The sequence below is a fragment of the Xanthomonas populi genome, assembly GCF_002940065.1.
Taxonomy (GTDB): Bacteria; Pseudomonadota; Gammaproteobacteria; order Xanthomonadales; family Xanthomonadaceae; genus Xanthomonas; species Xanthomonas populi.
Window position 1 is genome coordinate 19,152 of the sequence record NZ_MDEJ01000014.1, and the last position, 17,705, is coordinate 36,856.

Genomic DNA, 17,705 nt, shown 5'->3' on the forward strand with positions numbered 1-17,705 from the left:
TGCTTCGCTGCGCTCAGCGGCACGCCGCCCTCCCGCCTGCGCGCGCGGCCGTGGATCATGCCGGATCGGATGCTGGTTTGGACGCGGGCTTGGCAGCGGGCTTGCTCTCGGCGACCGCGGCCGGCTTGGCATCGCCACCTGCACTGCTGCGGTCGGTGAGGTTTTTCTTCTTCTCGCCCGCCGACTTGAAGTCGGTCTCGTACCAGCCGCTACCGGACAGACGGAACGACGGCGCGGTGATCTGGCGCTTGATCGTGGCCGCCGCGCAGGCCGGGCAGGTTTGCGGGTCGGGGTCGGCCATCTTCTGCAAGCGGTCGAAGGCGTGGCCGCAGGTGGTGCACTGGAAACCGTAGATGGGCATGGCAGAATCAGCTGAAGACGATGCAGGGGCGCAGATTCTAGACGGATGCGAGCAAGTACGTGCAGTCGTCCTTCTGCGCGATAGGCACGCGGGAGCTGGTTGCGGGCGACAGGCATCGATCAATGTCCGCTTCGACATGGCTGCACGATAACCATAGATGTTCGACGTTGCGGTTATGCATCTGCAGATGCAAGACATGAGAACGCCAAACGCGCATGCCGAGGTCTCCAGCAAACGTGACGATTTCTCGTCAGGTCAGCGCGACTGCGCGGAATACACAATGCGTCACGCAGCCCGCAAAAAACCCGGCGCTTGGCGCCGACCTGGCGACGACCAGGTGCTGTCGAGAGCCTTAGAGACGAGCCGCTTGGATCAGGCAGCAACACCCGTTTCGATCAAGCCGCCACACACCGGCCTGCTACACTCGAACACGTGATCGACGCGCCTTTTCCCCCACAAGAGCCGCATCCATGGTGCGACTGACCGCCTTATTGCTGGGCGTGGCCCTGTTGCTGACCGGCAGCGGGCTGCTCGGCACGTTGGTTGCCGTGCGCGGTGGTCAGGCCGGCTTCGACGCGCGTGCGCTGGGCCTGATCATGTCCGGGTATTTTGCCGGCTTCTTCCTCGGCACCTTTTTTGCGCCATCGCTGATTCGCCGCATCGGGCACATCCGTGCATTCGCCTTTTACGCAGCCTTGGCCGCTATTGCAGTGCTGCTGCATCCGATCTGGTTGAACGCCTGGGGATGGGGATTGCTGCGGCTGGTCACCGGCGCAGCGTTGGTCGGCCTGTACACGGTGATCGAAAGCTGGCTCAACGCCGAGCCGGATGCACGCCGACGCAGCCGGGTGTTTTCGGTGTACATGGCGATCAATCTCTCCGCGCTGGCGCTGGGCCAGATCCTGCTCACGGCCGGCGATGCGCGTGCGCCGGCGATGTTCACGCTGACGGCGATTCTGATCTGCGCGGCAGTGATGCCGGTGATGAGTACGCGACTGATTCCGCCCGAGGTGCCGCACGTCTCGCGCTTGCGCCTGAAAACGCTGTACGCGTTGGCGCCGGTAGCGACCATCGGCGCGGGTTTGTCGGGCTTGGCGATGGGTGCGTTCTGGGGCTTGTTGCCGGTGTATGCCAACCGCATCGGGCTGGATGCCGATGGTGTGGCGATGTTCATGCTCACCGCCATCATCGGCGGCGCGGTGTTGCAGTGGCCGATCGGGCGCATCAGCGATGGGCATGACCGACGCATCGGGCTGGTCACGGTGAGCGTGCTGGCGGCCGGCATCGCGATTGCCGCCGCCGTGCCGATGGTGCAGGCGCAGACCACCATGTTGTTCGTGCTGTTCTTCGTGTACGGCGGGTTGGCGTTCTCGCTGTATCCGTTTGCGGTGGCGCATATGCTCGATTACCTGCCGCGCGAAGATCTGTTGTCCGGCTGCAGCAGTTTGTTGCTGGTGCATGGCGTGGGCGCGGCGATCGGCCCAGCCTTGGCCGGTGGCGCAATGCAGAAATTCGGGCCTGCGGCACTTCCGGTGTATTTCGCGGTGATGCTGCTGGCACTGGCAGGCTTCACCCTGGCGCGACTGCTGCGTTTTGCGCGCCGCCGCACGCATCCCATCGCGTTCCGTCCGATGCTGCGCACCACGCCATCGGCGCTGGAATTGATACCGGAAACCCAGCAAACCGAAGCAACGCCAAACACTAAGAACGGCTGAAAAAATGCCTTCGCTTGGGTCTATTGCAGAGCGGTTTATCTGCCGTTTGACTGCAAGTCGACTACTGGTCTGCGACTTTGCTGCAGGCCCTTGCCTGCCCAGCATCGCAGGACACGCCGCAAGGACGTCGATGTCGGGTGCGGGCGCGAAGCGCAGCGAGGCGCCCGCCCTACGCCCCCTCAATCAACTCCATCCACGCCGCCTCGGCAGCCGCCAACTGCTGCCCAGTCGCTTCGCGATCGCGGCCCAGTAAGGCCATCTTCTCGCTGTCGGGGTAGTTGGCCGGATTGGCCAGTTGCCGGTCCAGTTCCGCCAACGCCGCTTCCAGCTCGCCGACGCGCTTTTCGGCGCTAACCAGCTTGTGCGGGTTGACGACTTTCTTTGGCGGTAGCGGTTTGGTCGGCGGTGGCGGGGTCGGGGCGACCTCGGCCATCTTCTGCTTGGTGCCCTGCGCGGCGGGGCGGCTGCGCAGCCAGGCGGCGTATTCGTCCAGATCGCCGGCGAACGGTTCGACCACGCCGTCGGCCACGCGCCAGAAGCTGTCGCAGACCAGGCCGATCAGATGGCGGTCATGCGAGACCATCACGATGGCGCCTTCGAAATCGCTGAGCGCTTCGGCCAGCGCCTCGCGCATTTCCAGGTCCAGGTGGTTGGTGGGTTCGTCGAGCAACAGCACGTTCGGCTGCTGCCAGGCGATCAAGGCCAGCGCCAGACGTGCGCGCTCGCCGCCGGAGAAACCGTCCACCACTTCGAAGGCGCGGTCGCCAGCGAAGTTCCACTTGCCCAGGAAGTCGCGGAACGCCTGATTGGAGCCATCCGGCGATAGGTCGCGGAAGTGATCCATCGGCGATTGGCCTTCCTGCAACGACTCCACCGTGTGCTGGGCGAAGTAGCCGATACGCAAATCCGGATGCGCACTGCGCTCGCCAGCCAGCGGCGCCAATTCGCCCACCAAGGTCTTGACCAGCGTGGTCTTACCCGCACCGTTGGGACCCAGCAGGCCGATGCGATCGCCCGCCTCCAATCCAAAGCCGACATCGTGCAGGATCACCGAATCGGCGCCGTAGCCGGCGTCCAGATGATTCAGCCGGATCAGCGAAAACGGCAGCCGATTCGGCTGGGCGAATTCGATACGGAATTCGCGCTCGGCGCGCACCGCCTCGGTGCCGGCCATCTTGGCCAGCCGCTTCATACGGCTCTGCGCCTGGCTGGCCTTGCTGGCCTGCGCCTTGAAGCGGTCGATGAAGCTCTGCAGATGCGCGCGCTCGGCCTGGCCCTTGTCGTGCGCGATCTGCTGCTGGCGCAGGTGTTCGATGCGCTGGCGTTCGAAATCGGTATAGCCACCGACGTACAGCTTGGCGGTGCCGCCGTGCAGATGCAGCGTATGCGTGGCCACGTTGTCGAGGAACTCGCGGTCATGCGAAATCAGCAGCAAGGTGCCCGGGTACTTGAGCAGCCATTGCTCCAGCCACAGCACCGCGTCCATATCCAGATGGTTGGTCGGTTCGTCCAGCAGCAGCAGGTCGCTGGGCATCATCAGCGCGCGTGCCAGATTCAACCGCACGCGCCAGCCACCGGAGAACGAGGACACTGCGCGGTGGTGGGTGTCGGCCGGGAAGCCCAGGCCGTGCAGCAACTTGCCCGCGCGCGCTTCGGCGTCGTAGGCACCCAGTTCGGCCATCTTCTGGTGCGCGTTGGCGACCGCCTCCCAGTCCTCGCGCGCGGTGGCCGCCGCCTCTTCCTGCAGGATGGCCGAGACCTCGATGTCGCCACCAAGCACGAACGACAGCGACGGATCGGGCAGCGACGGGGTTTCCTGCGAGACGCTGGCGGTGCGCACCTTGCCGGGCAGGTCGACATCGCCCTTGTCCGCTTCCAGTTCGCCCTTTACCGCAGCGAACAGGCTCGACTTGCCGGTGCCATTAAGGCCCACCACACCGACGCGGTAGCCGGCATGCATGGTCAGGTCGACGTTGGACAACAGCAGACGCTCGCCGCGTCGCATGGAGAAGTTGCGCAGGGAAATCATTGATGGACAGTCCGATAGAACGAAAAGGAATGAGCAGATGAGCAGCATTCCTGCGACGCCATTCTAGCGTTAACGAATAATTAGCGCCTTCAGGCTGGCCGCTGCCTTCATTCGCGATCGGCTTTCTTGCGCCCAGGCTTTGCCCAGTCTTGTTGGTCCTGCTTGGACCCTTGTTTGGAGTTGTCATGAATACCCCGCTGTCCACGCTCGCAGCCGCCGTCGTTGCGGCGCTGCTCGCCCCCCCCGCCCTTGCCCAGACCACCGCACCGGCGACTGCCACCGCCAACACGCTCGATACGGTCATCGTCACTGGTACTCGCGTATCCGACCGCACCGTGGCCGAATCGCAGTCGCCGATCGACATCATCAGCGCCGAGTCGTTGCAGGCCACCGGCACCTCGGAGCTGGCCACCGCGCTGGCACGCGCACTGCCCTCGCTGAACTTCCCGCGCCCTGCATTGAGCGACGGCACCAGCGCAATCCGCCCAGCCCAGCTGCGTGGCTTGTCGCCGGATCAGGTGCTGGTACTGGTCAACGGCAAGCGCCGCCACACCTCATCGCTGCTCAATCTCAACGGCACGATCGGTCGGGGCGCGGCAGCGGTGGATCTGAACACCATTCCAGTCGCCGCCATCGCGCGCGTGGAAGTGCTGCGCGACGGCGCCTCGGCGCAATACGGCTCCGATGCCATCGCCGGCGTGATCAACATCGTGCTCAAGGGCGCTGAAAAGGGCGGCAGCCTGCAGGCCGGTTTCGGCCAGTATTCGGCCGGCGACGGCAGCAATGACGAGCTATACGGCGACACTGGCGTGGCTTATGGCGGCGATCGCGGCTGGCTGCATGTGGCCGCGCAGCTCAATCAGCAGGACCCCACCAACCGTGCACGCGCTTATGCCGGCACACCTAGCGTTTCGCAGCCGGCCGTCGGCCAGAAGGCGTTCAAGATCGGCGACCCCGACGTCAACGCGCAGGCGGTGTCGGCCAATACCGAATTCGCCTTCAGCGACCGTATCACCGGTTATGCGTTCGCCACTGCCAGCAACCGCGACATCACCTCGTTCGCGTTCTTCCGTGCGCCGGGCAGCACCACCCAGAACATCCTGTCGGTCTATCCGCAGGGCTTTCTGCCGGAAATCCAGACCTACGCCAAGGACCGCTCGCTGGTGGCTGGCGTGCGTGGATCGACGGCCAGCGGTTGGGACTGGGATGCCAGCTACAACTACGGCTATAACAAAATCGATTTCCACACCCGCAACACGCTCAACGTGAGCCTGGGGCCGACCTCGCCGACCTCCTTTTACGACGGCGCGCTGGAGACCACGCAGAACATCGTCAATCTGGACGTCAAGCGCGGCTTCGATTGGGGCCTTGCGTATCCGGTGACGGTGGCTTTCGGTGCCGAATACCGCAACGAAAAGTGGAACCAGTCGCCGGGTGAAGTGAGCTCGTATTTCCAGAGCGGCACCTTGGCCGGCGGTGCGCAGGGCTTTGGCGGATTCGCGCCAAGCGTGTCGGGGCAGTATTCGCGTGACAGCTACGCCCTGTATGCCGATCTGGAAGCCGACTTCACCGATACGTTCTCCGCCGGCCTGGCCGGCCGCTACGAGGACTACGACGATTTCGGCAGCCAGGCCTCGGGCAAGTTGTCGGGGCGCTATGCGTTCACCGACAAGATCGCGCTGCGTGGCACGGTGTCGTCGGGCTTCCGTGCGCCGTCGCTGGCGCAGCAGTATTTCCAGTCCACCAGCACCACCTTCCTGGCCGGCAATCCGACCCCGTTCGAGATCCGCACCTTCCCGGCCGACAGCAGCGTGGCGGGCGCCTTGGGTGCCGAGCCGCTGGATGCAGAAACCTCGCTGTCCTACAGCCTGGGCCTGGTGTCGCAGCCAACCGATGCGCTCTACCTCACCGTGGATGCGTACCAGATCGATGTGGACGACCGCATCGTGCTCTCGTCCAACCTCACCGGCACCGGCGTGCGCAACCTGTTGGAGTCGCAGGGCATCTTCGGTATCAACGGCGGGCGCTACTTCACCAATGCGGTGGATACGCGCACACGCGGTGTGGACGTGGTCGGCAGCTACCGCTGGCAGCTCGCCGCCAGCAGCGTGGACCTGACCGCCGGCTACAACTACTCGGAAACCCAGATCCGCCGCGTCGCTGACAACCCGGCCGCGTTGTCTGCCAATGGGCTGAGCCTGGAGCGCATCGACCGCACCGAACGTGGTCGCATCGAAGAAGGCTTCCCGCGCGACAAGTTCCTGATCAATGGCAGCTGGAATCTGGAGCACTGGACGCTGGCGCTGGGTGCAACGCGCTATGGCAAGTACAGCACCCGCCCGGCCGCAGCGGTCAACGACCAGACCTTCGATGCCAACTGGGTGGTGGATGCCTCGGCCAGCTACAAGGTCGATCGCTGGACGCTGACGCTGGGCGCGGACAATCTGCTGGACGAGTATCCGGACGAGAACACCTTCGCCAACTCCACCAGTGGGCAGTTCCCATACAGCAATCTGTCGCCGTTCGGTTTCAACGGTGCCTACGTGTACGGCCGTATCAACTATCGCTGGTAAGTTCTGCGGCTGCAACGTTCTACGTTTGACCACGCCCCGGCCGCTCCGGGCACGTGTGCGTTTTAAGACATGGCAGCCTGTGTCGCGTTGGCCTCGATTGCAACAACGCTGCTGCCAATGTGCAGCAACGTGATGCATGTCACCACGCGCACGCATGCGTGATTCCGAGCGCGACACCCGCGCAGCGGTCTCCGCCGTGCTGCGCAATACCGCACCCATGCGGCGTAGATCACGTTTTTATGCCCAAGTCTCATAACTGGTATCGATGTCCAAGATGGTGCGAGCAAGGCCTTGCCACAGTAGCTCTGGTGCACGCAGCGCATCACTTTGGTGCACGATGACAACGATGGCAAAATCGCGTCGTACATGACGGTTGCACGCGCAACATAACCAAAATTTGACATATCGTTACGCGTGGTTAAAGGTTGCGGACGCACCGCAGCTGCCGCAACGGACGCGGCCCGGGAGGGGCCACTGCGATGCATCCGTTCCCCACTCGGAGTTGTCACCGCATGAATTGCAAGACCAGTCCACTCGCAGTTGCCGTTGTTCTTGCACTGTCGTTTTCCGCTTCACCCGCCTGCGCGCAGTCACAAGCGCCCAGCCAGAAAACCCTCGACACCTTGATCGTGACAGGCACACGCGTGGCCGATCGCACCGTGGCCGAATCGGCCTCGCCGATCGACATCATCTCGCCGCAGGCACTGGAATCGACCGGTACCACCGAGCTGGCTACCGCGCTATCACGCGCGATCCCCTCGTTGAATTTCCCCCGCCCGGCCATCTCCGACGGCTCGGACGCCGTGCGCCCGGCACAGCTACGCGGCCTGTCGCCCGACCAGGTGCTGGTGCTGGTCAACGGCAAGCGCTATCACAGCACCGCGCTGATCAATCTCAACGACACACAGGGTCGCGGTTCGTCGCCGGCCGATCTCAATACCATTCCGATCGCCGCGGTGGAGCGCATCGAGGTGCTGCGCGATGGTGCGTCGGCGCAATACGGTTCCGACGCCATTGCCGGTGTCATCAACATCGTGCTCAAAGGCAGCGGCGAAGGCGGCAGCGTCAGTGGCCGCTACGGCAAGTACAGCGCCGGCGACGGCGAGCAGTACCAGCTGTCCGGCGATGCCGGCTTTAGCTTCGCTGGCACCGGCAAGGTGCATCTGGCCGCGCAGGCCGGGCATTCGGACCAGACCAACCGCGCCCTGCCGTTCCAGGGCCGCGTGGAGCAGCGTTACGGCGATCCGGAGATCGACCAGGGCGCGGTGTCGTTCAATGGACAATACAGCCCCACCGATTACCTGACCTTCTATTCGTTCGGCATGGTCAGCCGGCGCGAAGTGCTGTCTAACGGCTTCTTCCGCTTTGCCAGCGAGAACCGCAATCGCCCGGAAATCTATCCGGACGGCTTCCTGCCGCAGATCTACAACGTCAGCAAGGACGTGTCGTGGGTGGGCGGGTTGAAGACCTCCACCGAAGGCGGTTTGAACATCGATCTGAGCTACAACTACGGCCAGAACAATCTCACCTTCGATGTGCGCAACAGCTTGAACAACAGCCTGGGCGTGAACAGCCCCACCGACTTCCACGCAGGCACCTTGGAAGTCACCCAGAACGTGCTCAATGCCGACTTCACCAAGACGCTCGATTGGGGCCTGGCCTACCCGGTCACGCTGGCCTTCGGTGCGGAATGGCGCGGCGAGAAGTTCAACCAGTCGCCTGGCGATGCGGCGTCCTCGGCCAATGGCGGCATTCCGTCTGCCAACGGCACGTTGATTCCCGGTGCCCAGGTGTTCCCGGGCTTCAAGCTCTCCGATGCCGGTTACTACAACCGCAACAGCCACTCCGCCTACGTGGACCTGGAAGCGGATCTAACCGACAAGTTCTCCGCCGGTCTGGCCGGGCGTTACGAGAAGTACAGCGACTTCGGCGATACCGCCACCGGCAAGCTGTCGCTGCGCTATGCGTTCACCGACAAGGTGGCGCTGCGTGCCACCGCCTCCACCGGCTTCCGTGCGCCGTCGTTGCAGCAGCAGTTCTTCCAGTCCATCGCCACCAACTCGCTCATCGTCACCCAGCCCGACGGCAGCGTCAGCGCCACGCCGTTCGAGATCGGCACCTTCCGTACCGACAACCCGGCAGCGATCGCACTCGGCGCCGAGCCGTTGAAGGCCGAAGAATCCAAGAACTACGGTCTTGGTGCGGTGCTGCAACCGGTCGAGAACCTGTACATCACCATCGACGCCTATCGCATCGATATCGATGGCCGCATCGTGCTGTCGGAGAACCTCACCTCGATTGCGACGCGCAATTATCTGCAGGCCAATGGCTTCCCGGGCATTGGTGGCGGGCGTTACTTCACCAATGCCGTGGACACCAGGACCCAGGGCATGGATGTGGTCGGCACCTATCGCTGGAATCTGGACGGCAGCAGCGTGGAGCTGACCTCCGGCTACAACTACAACAAGACCGAACTGGAGAAGATCGCCGACAACCCGGCAGCGCTGGTGGCAATCGATCCGAACACGGTGCGCATCGGCCGGGCCGAAATCGGTCGCATCACCGAAGGCACCCCGCGCGACAAGTTCTTCCTGGGCGGCACCTGGGCACCGGGCAATTGGTCGTTCACCGGCACCGCGACGCGCTGGGGCGAGTTCAGTACCTTCGGCATCAACGCAGGTAGCAACCAGACCTACAGCGCCAAGTGGACGCTGGACCTGGCCGCGTCTTACACGCTGGACAGGTGGAACTTCACCGTTGGCGGCGACAACGTGCTCAACGAATATCCGGACCGTCAGCAGGCCGGTCTCGGCACGCGCCTCTATCTGCCCTACAGCAGTTCCTCGCCGTTCGGCTTCAACGGTGCGCTGGTGTACGCCAACGTGAGCTACAAGTGGTAAAGCGCTGCACGCTGGTCGGCAGCGACCAGCGCTTGCATCGCCTCGTCACGCACGACGCAGCGTTGAGGCACTAGGTAACACCGCAGCATCGCCCCCCCTCTCGCATTGATGCCAGAGGGGGAGATCACCGCCTGTCTTCAGCAAGGATGCGCAACGCAGCAGCATGGTTGCGTCACAGGCCAACATCATTGCTGCGTACGCGCTCTCCGCCACGCAGGACCACATGGCGCGCAAGCACGACGAGCCACGCAATCGCAATCCAGTCGCACACGCGCATTCCATCTTTAGCGTCCATCATCCCCTTTGAGCCTTCATCCCCATGCACACCTCCAACGCACTCTCGCTTGCGATTTCGGTCGCACTCACCGTCTGCACGTTCGCTGCCAGTGCGCAAACGCAGCCGGCACAGCCGCAGAAAACCCTGGACACCCTGATCGTCACCGGCACGCGCGTCAGCGATCGCACGGTGGCCGAATCCGAATCGCCCATCGACATCATCACCGAGCAATCGCTGCAGGCCACCGGCGCGACAGATATCGCCAGCGCGCTGGGTAAATTGCTGCCATCGCTGAACTTCCCGCGTCCGGCGATTTCCGACGGCAACGATGCTGCGCGCCCGGCCACGCTTCGCGGCCTGTCGCCGGATGCGGTGCTGGTGCTGGTGGACGGCAAGCGCTATCACACCTCGTCGTTGATCAATTACAACCCGTACGTCGGCCGTGGTTCGGCACCGGCGGATTTGAACTCGCTGCCGATGTCGGCGATCGCGCGCATCGAGGTGCTGCGTGATGGCGCCTCGGCGCAATACGGCTCCGATGCGATCGCCGGCGTTGTCAACATCGTGCTCAAACATGGCGCCGATACCGGCAGCAATACCGTGTCGGTCAACGGCGGCATCATGGACAAAGGCGATGGCGAGCAAAACGGCATCGACGGCTCGGTCGGCATGCCCTTCGGCGGCACCGGCGGCGATACAGCACCGGGCTGGGTGCGGCTGTCCTGGAACTACCAGAACACCATGAGCACCAATCGCGGCGAGAACACCAACCGCGCCACCACCGTGCCGGGCACGCCCAATCCGGGCGGTGTGCCGTATCAGCGCCACGGCGACCCGGCCTCCAACTTCTATCAGGGGCTGGCCGCTTTCGGCTACGCGTTCTCGCCGAACCTGGAGTTGTACGGTCACCTCAGCATGAGCCGCCGCGAAGTCACCTCCAACGGTTACTACCGCGCTGCCGACAACACTGCGCGCAATGTGCAGGCGATCTACCCGAATGGCTTCTTGCCGCAGATCTACAACCCCACCAACGACCGCTCGGCGGTGCTGAGCATCAAGGGCAGCACCGAAAGCGAGTGGAACTGGGACCTGTCGGCCGTCTACGGCAAGAACGACATGACCTTCAACATCCTCAACAGCATCAACACCAATCTGTTCTGGAGCACCGGCAGCTCGCCGACCAACTTCAATTCCGGCGGTTTTGAAACCGAGCAGGGCACGGTCAATCTGGACGTCAGCAAGGCCTTCGATTGGGGCCTGGCGTATCCGGTCAATGTGGCCTTCGGCGCAGAGCATCGCCAGGACCGTTACCAGATCAGCGCCGGTTCGCCGGAGTCGTACTTCTTCGACCCGAACACCATCAAGCCCGACACCGGCGCGCCGTATCCGGGCGGTGCACAGGTGTTCTCGGGCCTTGAGCCGTCGGTGGCCGGCAAGTTCGGGCGCCACAGCAACGCGGTCTACGCCAACCTGGAAGCGGACATCACCGACAAGCTCTCCGGCGGCATCGCCGGGCGCTTCGAAAACTACAGCGACGCCGGCTCCACACGCTCGGGCAAGTTGTCGGCGCGCTATGCTTTCAGCGATACCTTCTCGTTGCGCGGCACCATCTCCAACGGCTTCCGCGCGCCATCGCTGGCGCAGCAGAACTACGCCTCGGTGGTGACCCTGATCCAGAACGGCGAGCTGGTGCAGGTGGGCACCTATCGCACCTCCGATCCTGTTGCCGTTGCGCTTGGCGCGCAACCGCTGAGTCCGGAAAAATCCACCAACTACGGCCTCGGCGGTGTGTGGCAGCCGACCGCAAACTTCACTTCCAGCCTGGACCTCTACCAGATCCGCATCTGGGACCAGATTCTGTACTCGGACCAGTTACAGCTGGCGCAGCCGATCGGCCAGGTGGGCGCGGTGCAGTTCTTCGTCAACGGCGCCACCAGCCGCACCCGCGGCGTGGACTGGATCAACAGCTACCTCGCCGATCTAGGCAACTACGGCAAGCTCAATCTCACTGCCAGCGCCAACTACAACAAGACCACCATCATGGAGTTGAGCAACCCCAACTTCGGTCGCGCCAGCCAGGGCCTGCTCACCGACGCCACCCCACGCACCAAGTACATGGCCGCGGCGGACTGGACTATTGGCGGATTCGGGATCAATTTGAATGCCACCCGCTATGGATCGATCAAGCGCATCAGCGACCCGGTCGATGGCAGCCAGGATCAGACCTACGACGCGCGTTGGTTGTTGAATCTGGCGGCCAGCCAGACCTGGAACGCGTTCACCTTCACCGTGGGTGCGGACAACCTCACCAACCAGTATCCGACCAAGGCGCAATTGAACACCGCCTACGACGACCGCGCCGGCGGCCTGCAGTATTCGTCGTTGTCGCCGTTCGGTTTCAACGGCCGCTACTGGTACGGCCGGGTTACCTACCGGTTCTGAGTAGCGACTCTTGATCGTAAAGTGCTGATCGAAAGTTCCGATCAACACATCTGTCACGCAAACACCGCCGATCGCTCGGCGGTGTTTGTCGTTGTGGGGGTCCAAATGCACGGTTGCTCCATGGATGGACTCACGGCGTGTACGGCTAGCAGTTAGGGCACCGCGCTCTCGACCTACTCGGCTTGGGAACATCCAGGCGACGCTGACGCTTGAGATCTCGGTCGTCTTGAGAGATGACGGTGCGGATGAGTCGGTTGCAGAGCGCCTGATCTGCGGGTTTGCTGCAGGGTCCTCGCCCGCCCACCGTCGCGGGACACGCCGCAAGTACGTCCTTGTAGGCTCTTACGCGGCATCCATGCCGCGTAAGGTCCCGCAACGGTGGGCGGGCAAGGGCCAGTCGGGATGGTTGGTGTGCAGGGTTACAAGCGGTAGATGCGAAGGTGGGTGTGGCCAACACGTTACCGCCATCTGTGCAGTGTCCAGGAGGTTTCGTTGGCTACTCTTGGACGCTCACCTCACCAGGAGGCGAACAGCGCATCCACGCCACGCAGGTTTGCGCGATCGTTCCAGCTCAACGCGTCGAGGTGCTCCAAACGAAGGTCCGGCAGATGCTCGAACAATGCGGCAAGCGCGGCTTCCATTTCGATCAACGCCAGCCGATTGCCCAGACAGTGGTGGATGCCACCACCGAACGACAGCGCGCGGCCCTGCTGGCGCCGGATATCCAGCACCTGCGGGTCGGTGAATTGCAGCGTGTCGTGATTGGCCGCGCCCAGCATCAGATACAACACCGTGCCCTTGGGAACTTCCACTCCATCGATGTCGAAATCCTGTAACGCGGTGCGTGTGACGATCTGCACCGAGCTGTCGTAGCGCAGGCATTCGAGCACGGCATTCGGCATCAGGCTCGGGTTTTCCTGCAGTAGGCGCAGTTGCTGCGGATGCCGATGCAAGGCGACCAGCGCATTGCAGATCATGTTGGAGGTGGTTTCGTGGCCGGCAAAGAACAGCAGGATCACATTGGAGACGATGTCCTCATCGCTCAGGCGGCGGCCGTTGTCTTCGGCCTGGATGAAACGCGAAATTAGATCCTCACCGCCGTTGCTGCGACGTTGCTCGATCACGTTGTGAAAATAGGTTTCCAGCTGGATGTAGGCAGTGCTGGTGGTCTCCAATTCCGCAGGCGTCATCATGGGATCGAAGACTTTTGCCAGGGCGCTGGTCGCGTGACTCAGGGCGGTGACATCGGCCGCGTCGATATCCAGCATCCGGCAGATGATGGCGATCGGCAGCGGAAACGCGAACTCGGTCAGCAGATCGCAGCGGCCCTCGGCTTGAAACGTCTCGATCAAGCCGGCGGCGGTGTCGCGGGCGACTTCGCGCATGGAGTCCATCTGCCGCGCACCGAAGGCTTGTGTCATCAATCCGCGCAACTGGGTGTGCACCGGTGGGTTGAGCAGCAGAAACATGCGGCTCATGCCCTGAAATAGCGGCAGTTGCACGGCCGCCTCGCCGCAGCGCAGGCGGATGCTTTCCAGATAATCGCGGCCGAGGCGTCGGTCGCTGAGCAGACGATCAACGACCTTGTAGTGGCCGGACATCAGCCGCTTTTCTGCCACTTGCACCAGCGGCCCTTCGGCCCGCAAGCGTGCGTAGGTCGGATACGGATCGTGCCGAAAGACCGGTGTTGCGAAATCGCTGAGATGCATGGCCTGGCTCGTGTGGCGTCACCATCCGCAGAGGGTCTGTCAAACGAACTGTGTAAACGGTATTTGTCATAGCGCGTGCAGCGGCACGCGCTCCTCGCCGAACATTACCCGGAAGCTTTGCAGCGCCGGCTTCCAGTGATGGATCGCTTTCCAGTTCTTCGACGCTTCGCTGATCGCCAGAAACAGCGACTTCAATGCCGACTCATCGTTCGGGAAAATCCGCCGGTTGCGCGTGTACTTGCGCATGACCATGTTCAGCGATTCAATCGCGTTGGTGGTGTAGATCACCTTGCGGATCTCCGGCAAAAACTGGAAGAACGGAATGATGTTGTCCCAGTTCCCGCGCCACAGCCGCACTACCGCTTTGTACTTGTCGCCCCAGTCCGCTTCAAAGGCACCCAGTTCCCGGGCCGCTTCTTCGGCCGTGGCCGAGGTGTACAGGCGGCGCAGGCCCGCGACCACCGCCTTGCTGTCCTTGGCCGTCACGTAGCGCAGGCTGGCTCGCACCAGGTGCACGATGCACAACTGCGTCAGCGTCCTGGGGAACACCGCGTTGACCGCTTCGGGCAGCCCCTTCAAGCCATCCATGCTGGCCACGTACACGTCCTGCACGCCGCGTTGCCGCAGCTCGGTCAGCACCGACAGCCAGAACTTGGCTCCTTCGCTCTCGGCCAGCCACAGGCCCAACACTTCTTTCTCCCCGCGCAGATTCACTGCCAGCACCACGTGTGCCGATTTGTTGACGACCTGCTTGTTCTGCTGCACCTTCACCACGATCCCATCCAGCCACATCAGCGGGTAGATCGCGTCCAATGGCCGGCTCTGCCAAGCCCGGGCTTCGTCCAACACCGCATCGGTCACCTGCGCGATTAACGCGTGCGAGATCGTCACACCGTACAAGTCCACCAGCGCCGACTCGATGTCCCGGGTGGTCATGCCCTTGGCGTACAAGGCCAAAATCTTCGGCTCCATCCCGGCCAGGCGCACTTGCCGTTTCTGTACCAGTTGCGGCTCAAAGGTACCCTCCAGATCCCGCGGCGTCTCCACCTGCAGCTCGCCCATCTGGCTCTGCACCGCCTTGCGGCTCTTGCCATTGTGGGCGTTGCCCGCCACGCTGCGCCCATTCCGTTCGTGGCCCAGATGCGCCTGCATCTCCGCTTCCAGCGAGCGATTTATCATGTGCTGGAGCATCTGCTAATACAGCGACTCCATCTGCTCCGGCGTCGTATAACCAGCGGTCAATTCGTCCAAGCGGTCTTTCGATAACTTCATGCAACAGCTCCTCCCGGCTAAGCGCCGCATCTTCTCAAAGGGCCGTTACACAGTTCAATTTACAGACTCTCCGCAGATGGGCGATGGGGGCATGGGGGCATGGGGGCTGAGGCGATAAGTGCTTGGACTCGATGAAGAACGCAGGCTCTTCAACAGGGGAGTAGAGATTTTCGGCGGTGATTGTCGACCGACATCGCGCACGCGCCTTGCCCAGGCGCGAAGCCTTGTCGTCAAAGTTGAATCGGCGTGGCCTGTCTGTGCAGTGCATCTCGATGTCGCACTGGCGCAAGCACGCTGGTGCAGTCCACATGCCGCGCCCAACGCGTGCATCCGTTTGCGTGCATGCGTCCCATGTCGCATCGCGTTAATCAAGCGCTGTGTAGCCTGAGTGTTCGGCCAACCGGACCTGCAACGCGGTCTTGTTCCCCTCGCCGGAATCCAGCCATGACCACAGGATGCCCGCAGGCGATGCCCGGCGCAGTGCCGTTGTCTGGGTCGCCCTCGACGTTCTCTCGGACACTCTCACAACGGATTGGAATGCATCACGACACCAGCCTCATCGACATCATCGCCGTCGGCCTCGCGGTCGCTTTCGTGCTGGGCACGCTCGCACAGAAAGTGAAGCTCTCGCCGCTGGTCGGCTATCTGCTGGCCGGTGTCTGCGTGGGGCCATTCACGCCGGGCTTTGTGGCCGACCAGACCATGGCCAACCAGCTGTCCGAGCTTGGCGTGATGTTGCTGATGTTCGGGGTGGGACTGCACTTCTCGCTCGACGATCTGATGGAAGTGAAGTGGATCGCCATTCCGGGCGCGCTGGCGCAGATCTTGGTCGCCACGCTGCTCGGCTGGGCGCTGGCCTGGAGCATGGGCTGGCCGTTGGTGCAGGGCCTGGTGTTCGGTCTGGCGCTGTCGGTGGCCAGCACCGTGGTGCTGCTGCGCGCGTTGGAAGAACGCCGCCTGCTGGAAACCCAGCGCGGCCGCATCGCGGTGGGCTGGCTGATCGTCGAAGACCTGGTGATGGTGATCGCACTGGTGATGTTGCCGGCACTGGCCGAGGTGCTTGGCACCGGCGCGCAGGCTGCCGCGCACGCTGGCGAGTCCCCCTCGTTGCTGGCCGCGCTCGGTTTGACGCTGTTTAAGATGATGGCGTTCGTGGCGGTGATGCTGGTGATCGGGCGCAGGGTGATTCCATGGTCGCTGGAAAAAGTCGCCGCCACCGGCTCGCGCGAATTGTTCACCCTGGCCGTGCTTGGCATCGCGCTGGGTGTAGCGTTCGTGTCGGCAACCCTGTTCGGGGTGTCGTTCGCGCTGGGCGCGTTCTTCGCCGGCATGTTGCTCAAGGAATCCGAGCTCAGCCACAAGGCGGCCAGCGATTCGCTGCCGTTGCGCGATGCGTTTGCAGTGCTGTTCTTCGTCTCGGTGGGCATGTTGTTCAACCCGATGATCCTGGTCGAGCACCCGTGGCAGGTGTTGGCGACGTTTTTGACCATCACTGTGGGCAAGTCGCTGGCGGCGTTCGTGATCGTGCGTGCGTTCGGCCACCCCACCGGCATCGCGCTGACCATTTCCACCAGCCTGGCGCAGATCGGCGAGTTCTCCTTCATCCTGGCCGGGCTGGGCGTGCAGCTGACGATCCTGCACGAAACCGGGCGCGACCTGATCCTGGCCGGCGCGCTGCTGTCGATCATCGCCAACCCGTTCCTGTTCTCGTGGCTGGACCGCTGGCAGGCCAGGCAGGCGCAGGACGCCCCCGCCACAGTGGAACCGGAGCTGCCGCCCGGCCCGCCGCTGCAACTGGACGGCCATGCCATCGTGATCGGCTATGGTCGCGTGGGCAGCGCGCTGGCGCAGTTGTTGCGGAGCCGCGGCGTACCGGTGCTGGTGATCGACGACAACGGCGATCACGTGGCCAAGGCGCATGCAGCCGGCATCCCCGACATCCGTGGCAGCGCCGCGGCCGACCGGGTGCTGGCCGAAGCGCGCCCGGAGCATGCCAAGATCGCGATCCTGGCGATTCCGCAGCCGCTGGAAGCCGGCGAAGCGCTGGCCAAACTGCGGGCGATCAATCCCTCGCTGACCCTGCTGGCCCGCGCGCACAGCGATGCCGAGGTCAAGCACCTGCTCGCCCACGGCGCCGACGGCGCGGTGCTGGCCGAACGCGAGCTGGCCTACTCGCTGGCCGAGATGGTGATGTCTACCCCGCCGTATCGGGCGTTGCGTGTGCCGGCGTCGTAACCGCAGCGCGGTATTACGCCAGGCCGCAGGACACGAAAACCCGCCAGCGTCGCCTGCGGGTTTTTTGTTGCCCACAGGTTGTTCAATACGGAAAGGCCTGCGATGACGCCTTGATCAAACTGCGACCAGGGCAGCGCAAACTGCCCTCCAGACACACTTGATAATCATTCCCATCAAGAGCAGGATGAGCGC

Annotated in this window: 9 protein-coding genes and 1 pseudogene; 6 read left to right on the plus strand and 4 right to left on the minus strand. The window is 63.4% G+C overall.

Annotated features, from left to right (window positions below):
* Positions 1-55: 55 nt before the first annotated feature.
* Complete coding sequence (locus XpopCFBP1817_RS03825; protein WP_128416065.1) at positions 56-361, minus strand: FmdB family zinc ribbon protein; 306 nt, start codon at positions 359-361, stop codon at positions 56-58.
* Positions 362-518: 157 nt separating this feature from the next.
* Between XpopCFBP1817_RS03825 and XpopCFBP1817_RS03830 the strand changes: the two genes are divergently transcribed.
* The gene (locus XpopCFBP1817_RS03830; RefSeq protein WP_128416066.1) at positions 519-797 is read left to right on the plus strand and encodes a hypothetical protein; all 279 of its coding nucleotides are present in this window, start codon (positions 519-521) and stop codon (positions 795-797) included.
* A 34-nt stretch (positions 798-831) separates the two neighbouring features.
* Positions 832-2,076, plus strand: a complete 1,245-nt coding sequence (locus XpopCFBP1817_RS03835; protein WP_128416067.1) for an MFS transporter — start codon at positions 832-834, stop codon at positions 2,074-2,076.
* A gap of 169 nt (positions 2,077-2,245) precedes the next feature.
* On the opposite strand, the gene XpopCFBP1817_RS03840 is transcribed toward XpopCFBP1817_RS03835, so the two are convergent.
* Positions 2,246-4,105, minus strand: a complete 1,860-nt coding sequence (locus XpopCFBP1817_RS03840; RefSeq protein ID WP_128416068.1) for an ABC-F family ATP-binding cassette domain-containing protein — start codon at positions 4,103-4,105, stop codon at positions 2,246-2,248.
* A 185-nt stretch (positions 4,106-4,290) separates the two neighbouring features.
* Here XpopCFBP1817_RS03840 and XpopCFBP1817_RS03845 point away from each other — a divergent pair, with 185 nt between their 5' ends.
* The 3 genes from XpopCFBP1817_RS03845 to XpopCFBP1817_RS03855 all read left to right on the plus strand — a co-directional run bounded on the left by XpopCFBP1817_RS03845 (position 4,291) and on the right by XpopCFBP1817_RS03855 (position 12,297).
* A complete protein-coding gene (locus XpopCFBP1817_RS03845) occupies positions 4,291-6,678 on the plus strand; it encodes a TonB-dependent receptor plug domain-containing protein (protein WP_128416069.1) in 2,388 nt (795 codons plus the stop codon).
* A gap of 512 nt (positions 6,679-7,190) precedes the next feature.
* Positions 7,191-9,578 carry a TonB-dependent receptor plug domain-containing protein gene (locus XpopCFBP1817_RS03850; protein ID WP_128416070.1) on the plus strand — a complete coding sequence of 796 codons (2,388 nt, stop codon included), beginning with the start codon at positions 7,191-7,193 and terminating at the stop codon, positions 9,576-9,578.
* 319 nt (positions 9,579-9,897) lie between these two features.
* A complete protein-coding gene (locus XpopCFBP1817_RS03855; RefSeq protein ID WP_128416071.1) occupies positions 9,898-12,297 on the plus strand; it encodes a TonB-dependent receptor plug domain-containing protein in 2,400 nt (799 codons plus the stop codon).
* A gap of 515 nt (positions 12,298-12,812) precedes the next feature.
* Here the strand turns inward: XpopCFBP1817_RS03855 and XpopCFBP1817_RS03860 are convergent.
* Both XpopCFBP1817_RS03860 and XpopCFBP1817_RS03865 read right to left on the minus strand, forming a co-directional pair.
* The gene (locus XpopCFBP1817_RS03860; RefSeq protein ID WP_128416072.1) at positions 12,813-14,006 is read right to left on the minus strand and encodes a cytochrome P450; all 1,194 of its coding nucleotides are present in this window, start codon (positions 14,004-14,006) and stop codon (positions 12,813-12,815) included.
* A 66-nt stretch (positions 14,007-14,072) separates the two neighbouring features.
* Positions 14,073-15,278, minus strand: a pseudogene (locus tag XpopCFBP1817_RS03865) (IS256 family transposase).
* 537 nt (positions 15,279-15,815) lie between these two features.
* Here XpopCFBP1817_RS03865 and ybaL point away from each other — a divergent pair.
* Entirely contained in the window at positions 15,816-17,513 is a 1,698-nt protein-coding gene (gene ybaL, locus XpopCFBP1817_RS03870) for a YbaL family putative K(+) efflux transporter (protein ID WP_128416080.1), read from the plus strand.
* Positions 17,514-17,705: the final 192 nt, after the last annotated feature.